Genomic DNA, 13,626 nt, shown 5'->3' with positions numbered 1-13,626 from the left:
TCGAGGTTGGAAATTCAAGGTTCGCCATCCCCCATAAAACTATCGCAAGAGACCCTTTACGTTTCATTCGCTGGCTTTCTTGCGTCCTCCAACGATAACCGGGGAGCCGAATAGTTGGGTAAGCCCGAGAGTGTTAAAAAAGCTTTCGAGGATTTTGGCAAAACGACCGGAACCCACCATGCGATAGAGAGCCATGGGAAGAAAGAACTGCGGCCTCCAGCGTAGATCTCGGAGACCGGCTTCCTCCATCGCAGCCGCAATCTTCTTGCGCGTGAAGAGCTCGTAGTCCCGGGTGTCCTTTTCAACGGCCTTTTTCACCAGAAAGAGCATTCTTGAAAAGACATTGAAGCTACGAATGTCGGGGTAGTCGAGGATGACGGTATTGCGAGAGACCCGGGCGGCTTCCTCGATGAGAGCTTCCCAATCTGTCTCGTGGGGAACGAGGCGGAAAAGAGTAACGACTTCAAAAGAGTTGTCCGGATAAGGGAGGTGGAGAAGATCGCCCGTCGCAAATCGATAGTTCCAGGCGCCGAGTATCCGGTCTGGACGCTTCCGACAAGAGTCGTCGCTGGCGAAGATGCTCACCGAACAGCCCTTCTCGAGAAAGTGAGGGGCTAGCTGGGTGTGACCGCCTCCAATGTCGAGAACCTCCCCTTTCGGAAAGCGCTCCAACTCAGCAAGTTTGAGAGTGAGCTCGGCCTGACGATCCAGAAAGAACATTCCGACGCTTCCGGAAAACCGGCGGGCGTAGCGATCCGTAGCGGACTCGATATCTCCCGCATCCGAAGTCCCGGGCACCGTCGGAATATGGGGAGGTTGCAAAGCGAGTCCATTCTTCCGCAAACGAACCTGGCGACTCACCGATTCACGGCCGACCCTCCGCCCTTCGACAGACTTCAACTCCGAGGCCAACTGCGGCAACCTCTCAGCAAAAGAGGCTGCGTCCTCCGGGAAATCCTGCGGCTCGGGACCTTCCATCCCCAAGGTGAACGAGAAGATCTCGTCGTTCTCCATAGGCAGGGGATCGCTCCCATCGAGCCGATAGCACCCCGGCAGTTTCGCAAATACTCCCGCAAGAAAGGCCTTCCCACCGCCGCGGTTCGGGCGATTGGCGGAGTCTGACGGAAAAAGCCTGGGCCGCGATTGACGGAACTCCCGGAGGATGAGCTGTCCCCTTTTGCCCCGCCATTTCCCGAAGCCCCAAGGCAACAGAACGGCCGAACCAATCGAGAGGGCCACCGATACCATTTTCTCTAACGGCCCCGTGTCGGGCACTTCGCCGATGACCAGCAGCTCGACGTTCTCCTCCGAGACAGCTTGTACGCCCCGGTAGAACACGATCCGGGTGCCATCTTCCTCCATCTCGCCGTAGAACCGCGAGTCGCTGGACTCCACGTTCTTCAGGGGGAGAAACTGGGTGGCAATGAGGAAATCATTCCAACAATCGACGAGCTCGGTGTCATACACCACGCCGACGACGGAGGAATAGTTGCGGGTCACCTCCTGCAGTCGTTCGCCAAAGCGATCGATCTGGTATCCCGGATACCAGTGGAGGTGAAAGTCGTAAAAGGTCTTCAATTGTCCGATATGTCCACGAAGAGGGTCGAGGCCCCTTCGTTCAAGTCGGAAACGACCCGTTTGCCCTGATACTTCGGGTTTCCATCGTAGATCTCGAGTTCGAGCGGATAGGACTCGCCCACTTCTCTCCGAAAATCGCGCAATACTTTTTCATCCTGAATGACCCAGTGACCGACATATATTTCGCCCGGCTCCCCAGTCTCCGGCACCGACTCCACCTGATAGCGGTAAACCGCGAGGGCGGATTTGTAAGGGGCAATGTCGTCCGGCGTGGGAGTTCGGGTCTTCTCGAGAAGGACGCCAGTCGTCTCAAATTCCTCCCCCGTGGAGTTCGGCTGCATTTTCGAAGAAACCGGCCCTGTAGATCCCGCAGAGGTCCCTTTCCCGCCGGGGATCACCCGAATATCTGGGAAGATATCGGGGCGGTCGTCGTTCGTAAGGCGGCTCCAGGCCTCGACGCGCTGATAATCCTCCGAGAAGCGACCGATGTAGATTTCCGCCCGCTCATAGTTGCCGTGCGGCATCGGACCGGAAACCCCGAAAAAGCGGGAATGGTTCGACCAACGGGGATAGTAGGTGCGGTTGCCGTCGATTCCCGGTGCTCCGGTGATGTTGACCACCCAGCGATCGGTGTCTCCGCCGGGCTGGTATTCCGAATTGGTGGCAAAAAACTGGAGATTGCGGTGGCGACCGTCAAAGACCCAGAGCAATCCCCGGGGGCCCGGAGAGAGCGCAGCCCAGCAACCGGGCGAGTAGACGTTGAACTTGAGAGTCTCAAGGTCGACCACGCCACCATTGGGAGCTGCGGGAAAAAGCCCGCCGGCGAATTGTCCCGAGGCCCCAAGCTGGAAATTGTCACGCGCCACTTTGTGATCCCAAACGAGCTCCCGCGCGGAAGGGTCGTCGAGGGGAAAGCGTTCGACCTTGGCCACATTTCCCCGATGGTCCATCGGTCCTTGCCCAGCATAGACCCAAACGGTGCCATCGGGCGCCTCCCAGACATCGAGGGCGAGACCGGCCCCAAGGGGGACGAGCTTCTGCGAGCCCCACTCCAGAGCGGTGATGATCCCGCGACGATCGGAAAGGTCGGTAAAGACGACGGTCTGGCCGTCCGGAGAGAGAAGTGGCTTGTTATAATTACGGAATCCCTCGTGCAACACCCGAACCCCTTGGCCGTCCTCACTGTCATAGCCCATGAGGATCACGTTGCTCGTGGCAGCGTGCCAATCCGTCCCATCTCCAACTTCGCGGATCCAAACCGCCCGGACCGATCCACCCGCAAGTTCCTCTGGCGCAAGGAGTTGATTGGAGGACCCCGAGGGAGCCTCGGTCTCTACGAAACCGGAACCAGAAGAGCAAGCAGCGAGAAGGAGCAGAAACACCCCAAGAATTGCAGGCGAAAGTTTAGCAAAAAAGCGCATTGAACAGAGGGAACGGCAAGCCGCCCAGACTTCAACCGCACAATCCCGATTCTGGTATCACGACCCAGTCGAATCACAGTTCGAAACCGAACATGTCAACTTAAAGTAACCTGGTTTATTTACTTCACGATATCAGAAGCCTCGTCGATCACATAGACAAACAACTCAGTAAAGACGAAAGACGACCGGGGAGTGGCCAAATCAAACACACGGAGATGATCCCGATCTCCTTGGTGCCAAATATTTTAAACCAGACAGATTTTAGTCCAATGTTTCTTCAGACCGTGTCTCCAAACACAGACTCCTCTTACGCTTGGCGATACACCAACTTTCCGTTGGCAATGGTCGCCTTGAGCCAGCGATCGTCGAAGGTCCAAAGGAGGTCGCTCAGGGGGCGGCGCAGTTTGTGCCAGGGATGCTCGGGTTTGATGAGAACAATGTCAGCCTCGGCTCCTTCACGGAGCACGCCATTGTCTGCCCAACCGAGCTCTTGGGCGTTGCCTGCTGTGATTTGCCACCACGCCTCGAATTCGCTGGGTGGCTTTTCTCCGACAAACATCGTGACCTCAAGCATCGAGCGGGCGACGCGGATCATGGATTTCTCGTAGCCTGCGCATTGGTCGGTGGCCAGGGTGACCCCATAGCCGTCTCGCAGCCATTGGGCGCGATTCATGACGCCGGACCGGAGAAATGTGTTTGAGGTGGGACAGTGGGCCGCCTTACTCCCGGCAGCGGCGAGGCGTGAGCGTTCGTCGGGGCTGAGGTGGATCGAATGTCCAAAGAGCGAACGGCTCGTGAGGAGGCCCGCGCGTTCGTAAATACTTGTGTAGTCCGACGCGTCATGAAGTTCACAGGCCCGCTCGCACTCAGGCTCCATCTCCGCCAAGTGAGTCTGGACGATGGCACCGAACTCCCTGGCAAGATCTCCACACCCACTCAACAGCTCTCCGGTGCAAGTCAATGCGAACCGAGGAGCCACTGAGGCGGTGACACGGTCGGTTCCGGGAGGGAATCCTTCCAAAAGCTCACGCGCCTGCCGAAGAGAATCCGCCGTGGGAACCAAAAGCTCGGGTGTGATCTCCATATCACAGAGAGTTTGCCCGATCGACGCACGCATTCCGAGCTCTCGTGCCGTTTCAAGCGAGCGCCTCGTGCTTTCGAAATGATTGGAGGCAAACGCCACGATCCCGGTTGTACCACAGGCAAACAGCTGCTCCATAGCACTTCGGGCCCGCAGTTGAGCGTGATCCGGATCAGACCAGGCAATCTCTGCCGGAAAGATCGTCCCATTCAACCAGTCGAGCAATCTCTCGCCAAACGCTCCGAAAGAATCGATCTGAGGCAGGTGCAGGTGCGTGTCGATGAAGCCGGGGGAAACGAGAAAGTCTTCCCCACCGAGATCGGGGCGGGAATGGATCTCTCCGGGATGCACTTCGGCAATTCGGTCTTCTTCGAGTCGAAGCCAACCCGGTTGGATATTTACGGTTCGTTCGCCAGAAGGAAGAAGGAGTTGTCCGGAAATAATCATAATTTTTCGTGGAGTCAGGAGAGAATCGAACGGCTTGAGGCTACTTCATCGGCAAAGGATCGAATCGCTCGAACAAGAAGAGCATTATGGCCAGTAAGATGAAAATCCCCACGGCTCCACCGATATCCAAAGCCAGGCTCTTCCGTTTCGGAAGAAGCCAGAAACCCAGTAGGCGATTGACCCATTTCATGACGAACCAAGACAGTAGACTGACGCTGACGGCATTTCCGATCAGCATCATCAGGGGCAAGGAGATCGAGCCGAAGAGCGGATTGAAATAAAAGGTCAGCAGCATCACGATCGGATAGAGAGCCAACAAGATCGAAAGCGCCTGCTTCCAGACAGGCGGGGTCTCTTCCGATTGCTCTCCGGAGCCACTGCGAAACCAAGCATCGAGCCCCGAGCTCACTGACTTGACCGAAACATCCTCCGCCAGCGGCTCGAGTTCCCGGACCAATCGCTTGCGCTCCTCCGACTCCATCCACGCGATCCGGGATTCGGCGTTGGTGAAGTGGCCAATGTCCACCCATTGGTCGCTCACGCCTTCTATGGGATCGAAAGACTCCACCCCGAGAAACCCGTCAAACGCCCGCTGGGCCTCGATAATTCGCGCCCGCCAATTCCGATAATCCTCCTCGCACCCCTTTTTAATCCGATGAGCGAATACCGTCGTCACCGATTCCTTGTTCTGCGGCTCGACTAGGATCTGAATACTCCCTTCCTGCCCGGTGAGCTCGCGGATCTTTTCGACGATTTTCTTTCGTTGCGGGGATTCCATCCACTTCTCAAGGGCCCCAGCGTGCTGAAAGCGGTAGACAATCACCCACTCCTCCTGCCGTCCCCCTTCGGGAGAGGACGTTTCCAACCCCAGGAACCCCTCGAAGGTCTTCAGCTTGCGGGCCAATTCATCCTGCAAACGGGCAAATTCGCGCGAGACCTCCTCCGAAACCCGATGCGAGATCACCAGGGTAACGTGTGACTTCAAATGACCCGGTTCCGGAGAGTTTTTCATTGAAATATAGCTGCGAAGGACGAGTTGAAAGGGTGAAAAAGAAGCGCCTCAATGAGAGAGGGAGGGATGAAGACAGTCAAGGGCGGGGAATCAGTCGAGGCACACCAAACCGCCAACGAAAACGGAGCAGAAAACGGCTCCTCATAGAAAATCCGAAGCGTTCTGCGGAATCTGAGTCGATTTGGGGTTGGTCTCGCGCCCACGCTCCGCTAACGATCTTCGGGCACAAAGGTTATTCACGATTTTCTTCCACCTCCTGTTCGACTCATCACGACTCATGCACTGCGGCCGCCGACCTTTTCCGCTCAGGACTAAACTCCTCTGCGGATGCATCCTAGCTTTGCTGGGAATCCTTCCCGCAACCGCTCAGGACATCACTGTCGACAAAGGACAACGAGTGCCGCGTAAGGGCTGGATCGCCCTCCCCTACGGGTTTTCCAGTGACACCTGGGACGTCGCAGTTGGGATTGGGGGCGGCACCTCCGGCTGGCTCAGCGATACCTCGATCACCTACGGGGCGGCGACCTACAGCAGCAACGGCACCTGGAGCGTAATCCTCGGCGGGAACGGGTATCCCACCGGAATTCTCGATCGTCTCTACGTCGAACCGCTAGCCAACTATTTTCACTACACGAATCTCCAAGTATTCCTCCCGGGCAACCCCGAATATCTCAGTTCGCCAAACCTCGCCGGCAGCAACGACTCGAGCGGAGAAAACTATTTCAGAGAAGGAGCCGACGATGCATGGCTCCAGGCCCAGTTTCGCTACGTTCTCCCGATGGGCGACAACCGAGACAGCGCCATCCACACCTATGAGGTCGATCGGGGAATGCTCGTCTCCGCACCTACGGGGGGCGAGATTTGGGACCCGTTTCGCTCCGGCCGCACCTCACTCCTTTTTCGCCCCTACTATCGCAATCAAAGCGTGACCGTTCCCGAAACAGGAACGCCCTACAGCTTTGAAACCCTCAATCTGCAAGTCGGTCTTGAATACGATAACCGGGACTTCCGTACGAACCCGAGCCGGGGCAGTTACCAAAAAGTCGCCATCACCCGGGATTGGGGTGCCCTCGGCGACTCTGACTCGTGGACGTTCGGGGAAATCGAGCTCTCGAAGTATTTCAACTTGGGCGAGACCGGATGGTTTCGACAACGGGTCATCGGACTCAACGCCTGGACCGGTTATTCGTTCACTTGGGAGGAGGTGGACGTCCCCGGACTCGGCGCTCCCGTTGCCGTAAATCGTCCCCCTTACTACACTGGAGCGACCCTCGGAGGGTTCAATCGGATGCGTGGATATCCGTCGAACCGGTTCAACGGCCGGGCGGTCTCCTATCTTTCGGCGGAATACCGGCTCATTCCCCACTGGCTCCCGTTCTCAGACACCATGGTCGACGAGATTCTCGACCTCGACTGGTGGCAGATCTCCATATTCGCAGAGGCCGGGCGAGTCGGAGATTCCTACGACCTCGAGCTTTTCTATAACGACCTCCACTATGACGCGGGCATCGACCTACGCTTCTTCGTTCGCAACGCGGTTGTCCGAATCGGAGCGGCTTTCTCCGAAGAGACCATGCAATTCGTGGCGATGTTTGGGCAACCGTTCTAAGGGCCCCAAAGAACGATGCAGCTTGATCACCACATGGATCAGCTCACCGAAATAGGCCATCCCACTCGCCCTCGTCGAGAAAACGCTCGGCAAACTCCCAGATAACGACTCGCGGCCGAGAATCTTCTCCCATCGAGTTCAAAAGACGCTCCAGTTGTCTACCCGGGCCGGATACGGGATCCCCATAATTTAATCGAAAATCGAAGGATTCCCCAAGCAACGCCGGAAGCCGATCCTGGAGACCCGCATTCTCCCCCCAGCCCAAAACAGCGTCCGAGAAAACCGCAGCGAAACTATCTCCCAGAAAGATGACTCCGGATTCGCGGGTGGATGAAATCTCCGTCGAAATTCTCTCCACCTCCACCTGCTGTTCCGGCGTCAAAGCGACAGGCAAACGCATCATTTCCACCAAATCACCCGGAGAGGAAACGGGCTCACCCCCACTCTCAATATCGGCGACCTCTTCCTGAATCGAGTCCGCGAGGGCTCGGGCCACGGTCTCCATCGCAGCGGGAGTCCAATGAGTGTCACGCTCCAAAAATACGGGCTGTCCCTTTTCCCGGAGACGGGTCAGCAACTCTCGGGCAGGCAGAACATCGACTCCCGGCAGGCTTGCCCAGTTCCGGTAAAATCGCTCCCGCCGTTGTGCCGGAGCCAGGACACCGTCTGTCGTAAAACGAGAGGAAAACTGACCCGGATATAGATCCGCCTTCCCTGGGATCGGCACGAGTATGAGAGAGATCCCTTTCTGGGCCAACTGCCCGGCTAAGCGACGAACCGCCGCGTCAGCCTTTTTCAGATTCTCCTCCGCGCCCCATCCCAGAGTCGTCTCCAACCCCTCTTTCAAGAAATACCAATCGTCCCGACCAATGAGAACGCGGCCAGTTCCAGAGGTGCTCAGAGCCCGAACCATGAACCACTGATAAAAAGGAATCGTGCGCGCTAGGACACTCTCATCCTCAATCTGCGCCTCGAAGCCTTCGATGTCGGTGAGAACTTCGCGGTTCCACGATCGGATTTTATCAAAACTCCCCGTATCCGTTTCCAAAGGACGCGAACGTTCGGAAAACGTGCGGACCGCATCCCGGGGGCCGTAGGGATGCCACAGATCGACCACAAAAACAGCAAACACCGCAAAAAGAAAAACTCCGACCAAAAGCCAACGGCTTCCGCAACTCACGGATGAGCGCTCCAATTCTTCCCAAGCTTCTTTTTCGCGATCCATCAGAAGTTGAAATAAATGAAGGGGTTAAAGCTCTGGTTGGACATCGCCACTACGGCCAGAACCAGGATGAGCAGAATGGCAATAGCTTTAGCGAAGCCAATCGAACGCAGGAGCCGATGGGTCGGCACTCCGAACCAGGAGATCCCGAGAGCCACGAAGAGTGTCAGCAATAGATAGGGTTGACGAATCCATCCATCGAGCAAAAGAGCCCGTTCATCGGGATCAGCCAAACCGAAGAGACTGCGAAAGATCTCCGCAGCGTGAGAAAAGGAATCCGCCCGAAACCAAACCCACCCGAGGGAGGCAATGACAAAGACCAGAGGAATCGCGAGGTAGGTAGGAGCGATCCTTCGCCCAACTCTTTGATTCCAGAGACGTTCGACGGCCAGCCCCACTCCGTGCCATGCCCCCCAGACCACAAAAGTCCAAGAGGCACCGTGCCAGAGTCCTCCGAGCAACATTACCGTGATCAGGTTCGCATACGTCCGAAGGTTTCCTTTCCGATTTCCCCCGAGCGGGATGTAGAGGTAGTCCCGGAGAAAGCTCGAAAGGGAAATGTGCCATCGCCGCCAGAAATCAGTGATCGAGACAGAACGGTAGGGAGAATTGAAATTGATCGGAAAGACAAATCCGAACATCAACCCGAGACCCAGGGCCATGTCCGAATAACCGCTAAAATCGAAATAGATCTGCATCGAATAGGCGAAGACTCCGGTCCAGGCATCCGCTGCCGCCGTGGTCCCTGTTGCGAATACGGCGTCCGCAATCTGCCCGCAGGGATTGGCGAGGAGGATCTTTTTCGCCAACCCGATGCTGAAAAATCCGACTCCTCTGGCAAAGAGGTTAATGGTTTCCCGCCTTTCCCGAAGCTGCCTCTCAATTTCCCCATAGCGAATGATCGGCCCCGCTACCAACTGGGGAAAGAGCGCAATATAGGAAGCGAAATCCAGCGGATTTTTTTGCGGCCGAGCATCCCCGCGGTAAATATCGACGACATAGGTGATCGCCTGAAAGGTGTAGAAACTAAGACCGAGTGGCAGGACGACCTGCAGGGCTATGTCCAATTCCGCGAGGCCGGGACCCCATGCCGCCGCGATCGCATTCCAGTTGTCGCGGGCGAAGTTGAAATACTTAAAAACCCCGAGGACCAGCAGAGGAAATACTACCCCCAGCAAAAGCCCAATTCGCCCGCTGCCACCTTCTGGTCGATGACGACGGGCCGCCAGTTGCCCCGCGAGGTAACAGACCCCTACCGTCAAGAGGAGAAGGAGGGCAAAAAGCGGATTTGCCCATCCATAAAAGAGGAGGCTATAACCCAGTAAAACCACATTTCTCCCCGGCCGCGGGCAAAGGTAATACGAAACCAATACCAACGGCAGAAAGAGAAAGAGAAATACGTGGGAGCTGAAAACCATTCAGAGAATCGGGATCGTAGCCGACATTTGGGCAAAAATCCAGAACGAGCGACAAAAGCTCACAACAACAAGCCATTCAGAGAAACACCTTTGCCGATAACCGAAAACGGCAAACTCAATCCTTCAGCCCGAGCTCCTCCGGCGTACGTTGCCGGGCATCTGTCTCTTTACTGCCCACTCGCAAGTGCGGTGCAAAGGCTTCCTGAGAGGCACCGACTCCGTCGAGGATAACGAACTCGTTCTCGTCTTCCAAATGCAACTCTTCGGCGATCTTAACCTTCTCAACAAACCGAATGGTCTCAGGATTGGGCGGATAATATCTCTTGTTTGGACTCTTCACCTGATCAATGCCAACAAAAGCCACAAACAGGATGGCAAAAATGGGAGCGATCTTGAGGAGGCCTCCGAACCGTTCGGAAATCCGATCGGCGGCGTAGAGCAGGAACATCAACCAAAAGAACTGGGAGATAAGAACGTGACAGTCGTAGGGATCCGAATAGAGGAGAAATTTCCAGCTAAGAAAAAGAGGAGCCATCGCCAGAGCGACAATTGCGAGGAATACCGTCCCAATCCGTCGAAAAGAAGCGTCATTCCAGAGGAGCAGATAAGCCAGCACGATCAACGCCCCAACAATCCAAATCCCCGTCGAGACTTCGACGATTCCCCAATCAAAAAAGAGAACTCGCTCCACCATTACCCGCCCCATCCGCTCCAAGACCGACGGCTCGAGAGCATTCTGTAATCGCACCATTCCCGATGAGGTTTCCAAAAAAACGATCCCCGCGAAGACCATTGAGGCCCAGAAAAAAGACTGCCGAGAGGGTTGAAACAGCACGAGGAGCATGAGCCCCACTGGCACCGCGACCACCGAATACGGTCCCGAAAACACGAGGAGCACTCCAATCAGAATCCGGAGTGCCAACCCCAGACTCCCGTGCGAGGCCGGCAGGAACATCATTCCGAGCAGGACCAAGACCGACACGTACATCTGAAAGGTCAGCGTCGTGTAGTAGAAAATGTGGTTCATTCCACTGAGGCCCAGAACCAGTGGCACCACAAAGGCGATCCATCGATTCCGAAACCACCCGGTTAGGAGCGGCAGGGACGCAGCGAATAGCGCAAAGGTAACAGCAAAGCCCACATAGGCTCCAGGAATCGACCGGACATCCATCCAGGCAAATGCCCACGCCATCACGTTGGGCAGGATATTGAGATAGCCGTTCGGATGCCGAAGAAGAGCATCCCAAAGAGAGACCTTGGAGTTATAATAGAAGTTAAAATAGTGAAAGGCGTCTTCGACGAATAAACTCGGATGGAGGAAATTCTCCCAAGACCGGAGAAGCACCAAGGCCCCGAGAAGGATCAGAGAAGACAGAACCCACGATCGCGGCAGCACGTTCGCCTCTCCAGCTACAGGATACGGAATACGAAAAAAGCCGATCCACCCCAGACCGAACGGCTTCCGCAAACAGAGTTGGAAAGCGAACAAGAACACGCCTGCCCCCAACACAAATCCAATTGCTGTTGCTTTCACACTTTCGAACGAGAATCGATGGGGACGACCGAGCCCTCCCGGCTCCGAGACCGGCAGAATCAATCGAGAGAAACGATCCGAATCCACCTGCTCCAGAGGATAAATCACTCCTTCGTCCGCCGCTCGAATCTGATTGGGGTCAAACTCATAGAGAAGATCCCCATCCAGATCCTCCACGACCGCAGATTCAATTGCGAGAGGACCACTCCAACCTGTTACCTCGAGTTGGATCAATTCCATGGGGCGAGCGTCGAAAATCCATCGAAACCGTTCCGGATCTTCAGTTCCTACCGAGAATGGCTCCGTCACCCGCAAACTGCTCAACCCTCGCCCGCGATCATAACGAAGCTTAAATACGGGCTCGGTCCCGGAAGGAGGATTCTCGAATCGCACCTCCAAGACCATCCGCGAATCCACAACCCAACGCGGAAGGGCCACAATCGCCGCGACGAAGAGACCGCCGAGAATGGCTCCGAGCAGAATAAGGGAGTCAACTCGTCTCCAGCGCACAGTCGTTTATCCCTCGGACAACAAACGGGGACGAGCTACCTTCCACCGAGCAAGGCGGAAAAGTAAGGCGTTCCAAAGACAACCGAGCCCATATTTGGAACTGCGGCAAAAATTGATGGAGGACGCCTCGGGAAAATACTTCGTTGGGCAGGACACCTCCCCGATCCGGAATCCTTCCCAGTGGATCTGAGTCAGCATCTGATTGTCGAAAACGAAGTCATCGGAATTCTTTTCCAGATCGAGTTTTTCGAGAACCTTCCGGGAAAAAGCCCGATATCCGGTGTGATACTCAGAGAGCTTTGCCCCCATCAAAAGGTTTTGCGAAGCCGTCAGAAAGCGATTCGCGCAATACTTCCAGAGCGGCATTCCCCCGCGAAGCGCCTGGCCCCCGATAATCCGCGAAGCCAATACACAGTCGTAAAGATCGTTGGAGATCATTGAGACCATGGCGGGGAGAAGGAGAGGCGTATACTGGTAGTCCGGGTGGACCATGACCACGATGTCTGCGTCATTCTCGCAGGCGAGGCGGTAGCAGCTCTTTTGATTCCCCCCGTATCCGGTATTTTGAGAGTGCCGATGAACGAGAGTGTTCGGGAGCGCCCGAGCCACAGCCACCGTGTCATCTGAACTACGGTCATCGACCACGATCACGAGATCGGCGATCCCCTGCTCGACGACTTCCTCATGGGTTTTCTCAATGGTCTTTTCCGCGTTGTAGGCGGGCATGACCACGACGACTTTCTTACCATTATACATTGGGCAGGTCAGTTCGTTCCCGGACGATCGTTTCACCCTCTTTGGTCTCGCGGATGATGTAGGTGCGTTTGCCCTGGGACTCAAAGTAAGTCCGAGTGCCCAACTCCGCAAGGAGCCCCAAAAGAATCGACATGACCCCGAGCGACCCCATGAAAACGGTGAGGAGAGGTAGTGGCGTTCCCGTTAACTGAATATCGGCAAACAGCTTCAAACTGGACATCCAGATAAAGGAAACAAAGCCGAAGAAGAAAAAGACCAAGCCGAATCCCCCGAAGAGATACATGGGCTTGTGCGAATATTTGTGGAGAAATTTCACCACCATCAGATCCAAGATGACCTTGAAAACCCGCTCCAGACCGTAGCTCGACTTGCCGTGGACCCGCGGATGATGGCTAACGGAAATTTCCGCAACCTTCGCCCCCTGCCAACTGGCATAAATCGGGATAAAGCGGTGCATTTCTCCATAGAGACGAACCCCTTTGAGAACTTCGCGACGATAGGCTTTCAGGGAACAACCGTAATCGTGCAAGCGAACCCCCGAAATCCAGGAAATCACCCGGTTCGCAATTCGGCTCACAAAGACACGCGAAATTTTCTTATCCTTCCGATCCTTGCGCCAACCGGAGATCACATCATAGCCCTCATTGAGCTTATCGAGCATCCGGCGAATATCCACGGGGTCGTTCTGAAGATCCCCATCCATCGGAATGATGATGTCCCCTTCCGCTGAATCAAATCCCGCCTGCATCGCAGCAGTTTGGCCATAATTCCGCCGAAAGTGGATCGCTCGGAACCGCGGGTCCTCCGCTTGAAATTGGTCGAGGAGATCGCTGCTCCCGTCCGAACTCCCATCATTGACCAGAATACACTCCCAGTCCGCACCGACCGCCTCAAGCGCTTCAATAATCTTTCGCCTAAGGTCCGGCAGGTTGCCCTCCTCGTTAAACACCGGGATGACCACGGATATACGCTCTTTACTCATGTGTGCGGGATTGGAAAGCGGAACAAGCTAGCCGTCAAAGCAACCCATTGTCCACG

Annotated in this window: 10 protein-coding genes; 1 reads left to right on the top strand and 9 read right to left on the bottom strand. The window is 55.7% G+C overall.

Annotated features, from left to right (window positions below):
- Window positions 1-63 precede the first annotated feature (63 nt).
- From H5P30_RS05010 to H5P30_RS04995, 4 genes are all read right to left on the bottom strand, one after another.
- Entirely contained in the window at window positions 64-1,578 is a 1,515-nt protein-coding gene (locus H5P30_RS05010; protein ID WP_185691861.1) for a class I SAM-dependent methyltransferase, read from the bottom strand.
- The gene (locus tag H5P30_RS05005) at window positions 1,575-2,960 is read right to left on the bottom strand and encodes a TolB-like translocation protein (protein WP_185691860.1); all 1,386 of its coding nucleotides are present in this window, start codon (window positions 2,958-2,960) and stop codon (window positions 1,575-1,577) included. The genes H5P30_RS05010 and H5P30_RS05005 overlap by 4 nt, the downstream gene beginning before the upstream one ends.
- A gap of 346 nt (window positions 2,961-3,306) precedes the next feature.
- Window positions 3,307-4,527: an amidohydrolase family protein gene (locus H5P30_RS05000; protein ID WP_185691859.1), complete on the bottom strand. Its 1,221-nt coding sequence runs from the start codon at window positions 4,525-4,527 to the stop codon at window positions 3,307-3,309.
- Window positions 4,528-4,567: 40 nt separating this feature from the next.
- Entirely contained in the window at window positions 4,568-5,539 is a 972-nt protein-coding gene (locus H5P30_RS04995; RefSeq protein WP_185691858.1) for an antibiotic biosynthesis monooxygenase, read from the bottom strand.
- Window positions 5,540-5,879: 340 nt separating this feature from the next.
- On the opposite strand from H5P30_RS04995, the gene H5P30_RS04990 reads away from it, so the two are divergent.
- Complete coding sequence (locus H5P30_RS04990; protein WP_185691857.1) at window positions 5,880-7,148, top strand: BamA/TamA family outer membrane protein; 1,269 nt, start codon at window positions 5,880-5,882, stop codon at window positions 7,146-7,148.
- A gap of 43 nt (window positions 7,149-7,191) precedes the next feature.
- Here H5P30_RS04990 and H5P30_RS04985 read toward each other — a convergent pair whose 3' ends face one another.
- The 5 genes from H5P30_RS04985 to H5P30_RS04965 all read right to left on the bottom strand — a co-directional run bounded on the left by H5P30_RS04985 (window position 7,192) and on the right by H5P30_RS04965 (window position 13,570).
- The gene (locus tag H5P30_RS04985) at window positions 7,192-8,373 is read right to left on the bottom strand and encodes an alginate O-acetyltransferase AlgX-related protein (RefSeq protein WP_185691856.1); all 1,182 of its coding nucleotides are present in this window, start codon (window positions 8,371-8,373) and stop codon (window positions 7,192-7,194) included.
- Entirely contained in the window at window positions 8,373-9,788 is a 1,416-nt protein-coding gene (locus tag H5P30_RS04980; protein WP_185691855.1) for an MBOAT family O-acyltransferase, read from the bottom strand. The genes H5P30_RS04985 and H5P30_RS04980 overlap by 1 nt, the downstream gene beginning before the upstream one ends.
- A gap of 115 nt (window positions 9,789-9,903) precedes the next feature.
- Window positions 9,904-11,832, bottom strand: a complete 1,929-nt coding sequence (locus H5P30_RS04975) for a hypothetical protein (protein WP_185691854.1) — start codon at window positions 11,830-11,832, stop codon at window positions 9,904-9,906.
- 6 nt (window positions 11,833-11,838) lie between these two features.
- Entirely contained in the window at window positions 11,839-12,588 is a 750-nt protein-coding gene (locus tag H5P30_RS04970) for a glycosyltransferase family 2 protein (RefSeq protein WP_185691853.1), read from the bottom strand.
- Window positions 12,581-13,570, bottom strand: a complete 990-nt coding sequence (locus H5P30_RS04965; RefSeq protein WP_185691852.1) for a glycosyltransferase family 2 protein — start codon at window positions 13,568-13,570, stop codon at window positions 12,581-12,583. Before H5P30_RS04965 ends, H5P30_RS04970 begins: the two co-directional genes overlap by 8 nt.
- Window positions 13,571-13,626: the final 56 nt, after the last annotated feature.

Origin of the sequence: Puniceicoccus vermicola, assembly GCF_014230055.1 — a bacterium.
Lineage (GTDB): Bacteria > Verrucomicrobiota > Verrucomicrobiia > Opitutales > Puniceicoccaceae > Puniceicoccus > Puniceicoccus vermicola.
Note: the sequence above shows the minus strand (reverse complement) of the source record. Positions and strands in the feature narration are given on the sequence as shown.

What these genes read in the sequence shown, in the direction of transcription:
- H5P30_RS05000 (WP_185691859.1), bottom strand. Translation starts at nt 4,527, where the DNA reads ATGATTATTTCCGGACAACTCCTTCTTCCTTCTGGCGAACGAACCGTA.
- H5P30_RS04995 (WP_185691858.1), bottom strand. Translation starts at nt 5,539, where the DNA reads ATGAAAAACTCTCCGGAACCGGGTCATTTGAAGTCACACGTTACCCTG.
- H5P30_RS04985 (WP_185691856.1), bottom strand. Translation starts at nt 8,373, where the DNA reads ATGGATCGCGAAAAAGAAGCTTGGGAAGAATTGGAGCGCTCATCCGTG.
- H5P30_RS04980 (WP_185691855.1), bottom strand. Translation starts at nt 9,788, where the DNA reads ATGGTTTTCAGCTCCCACGTATTTCTCTTTCTCTTTCTGCCGTTGGTA.
- H5P30_RS04970 (WP_185691853.1), bottom strand. Translation starts at nt 12,588, where the DNA reads ATGTATAATGGTAAGAAAGTCGTCGTGGTCATGCCCGCCTACAACGCG.
- H5P30_RS04965 (WP_185691852.1), bottom strand. Translation starts at nt 13,570, where the DNA reads ATGAGTAAAGAGCGTATATCCGTGGTCATCCCGGTGTTTAACGAGGAG.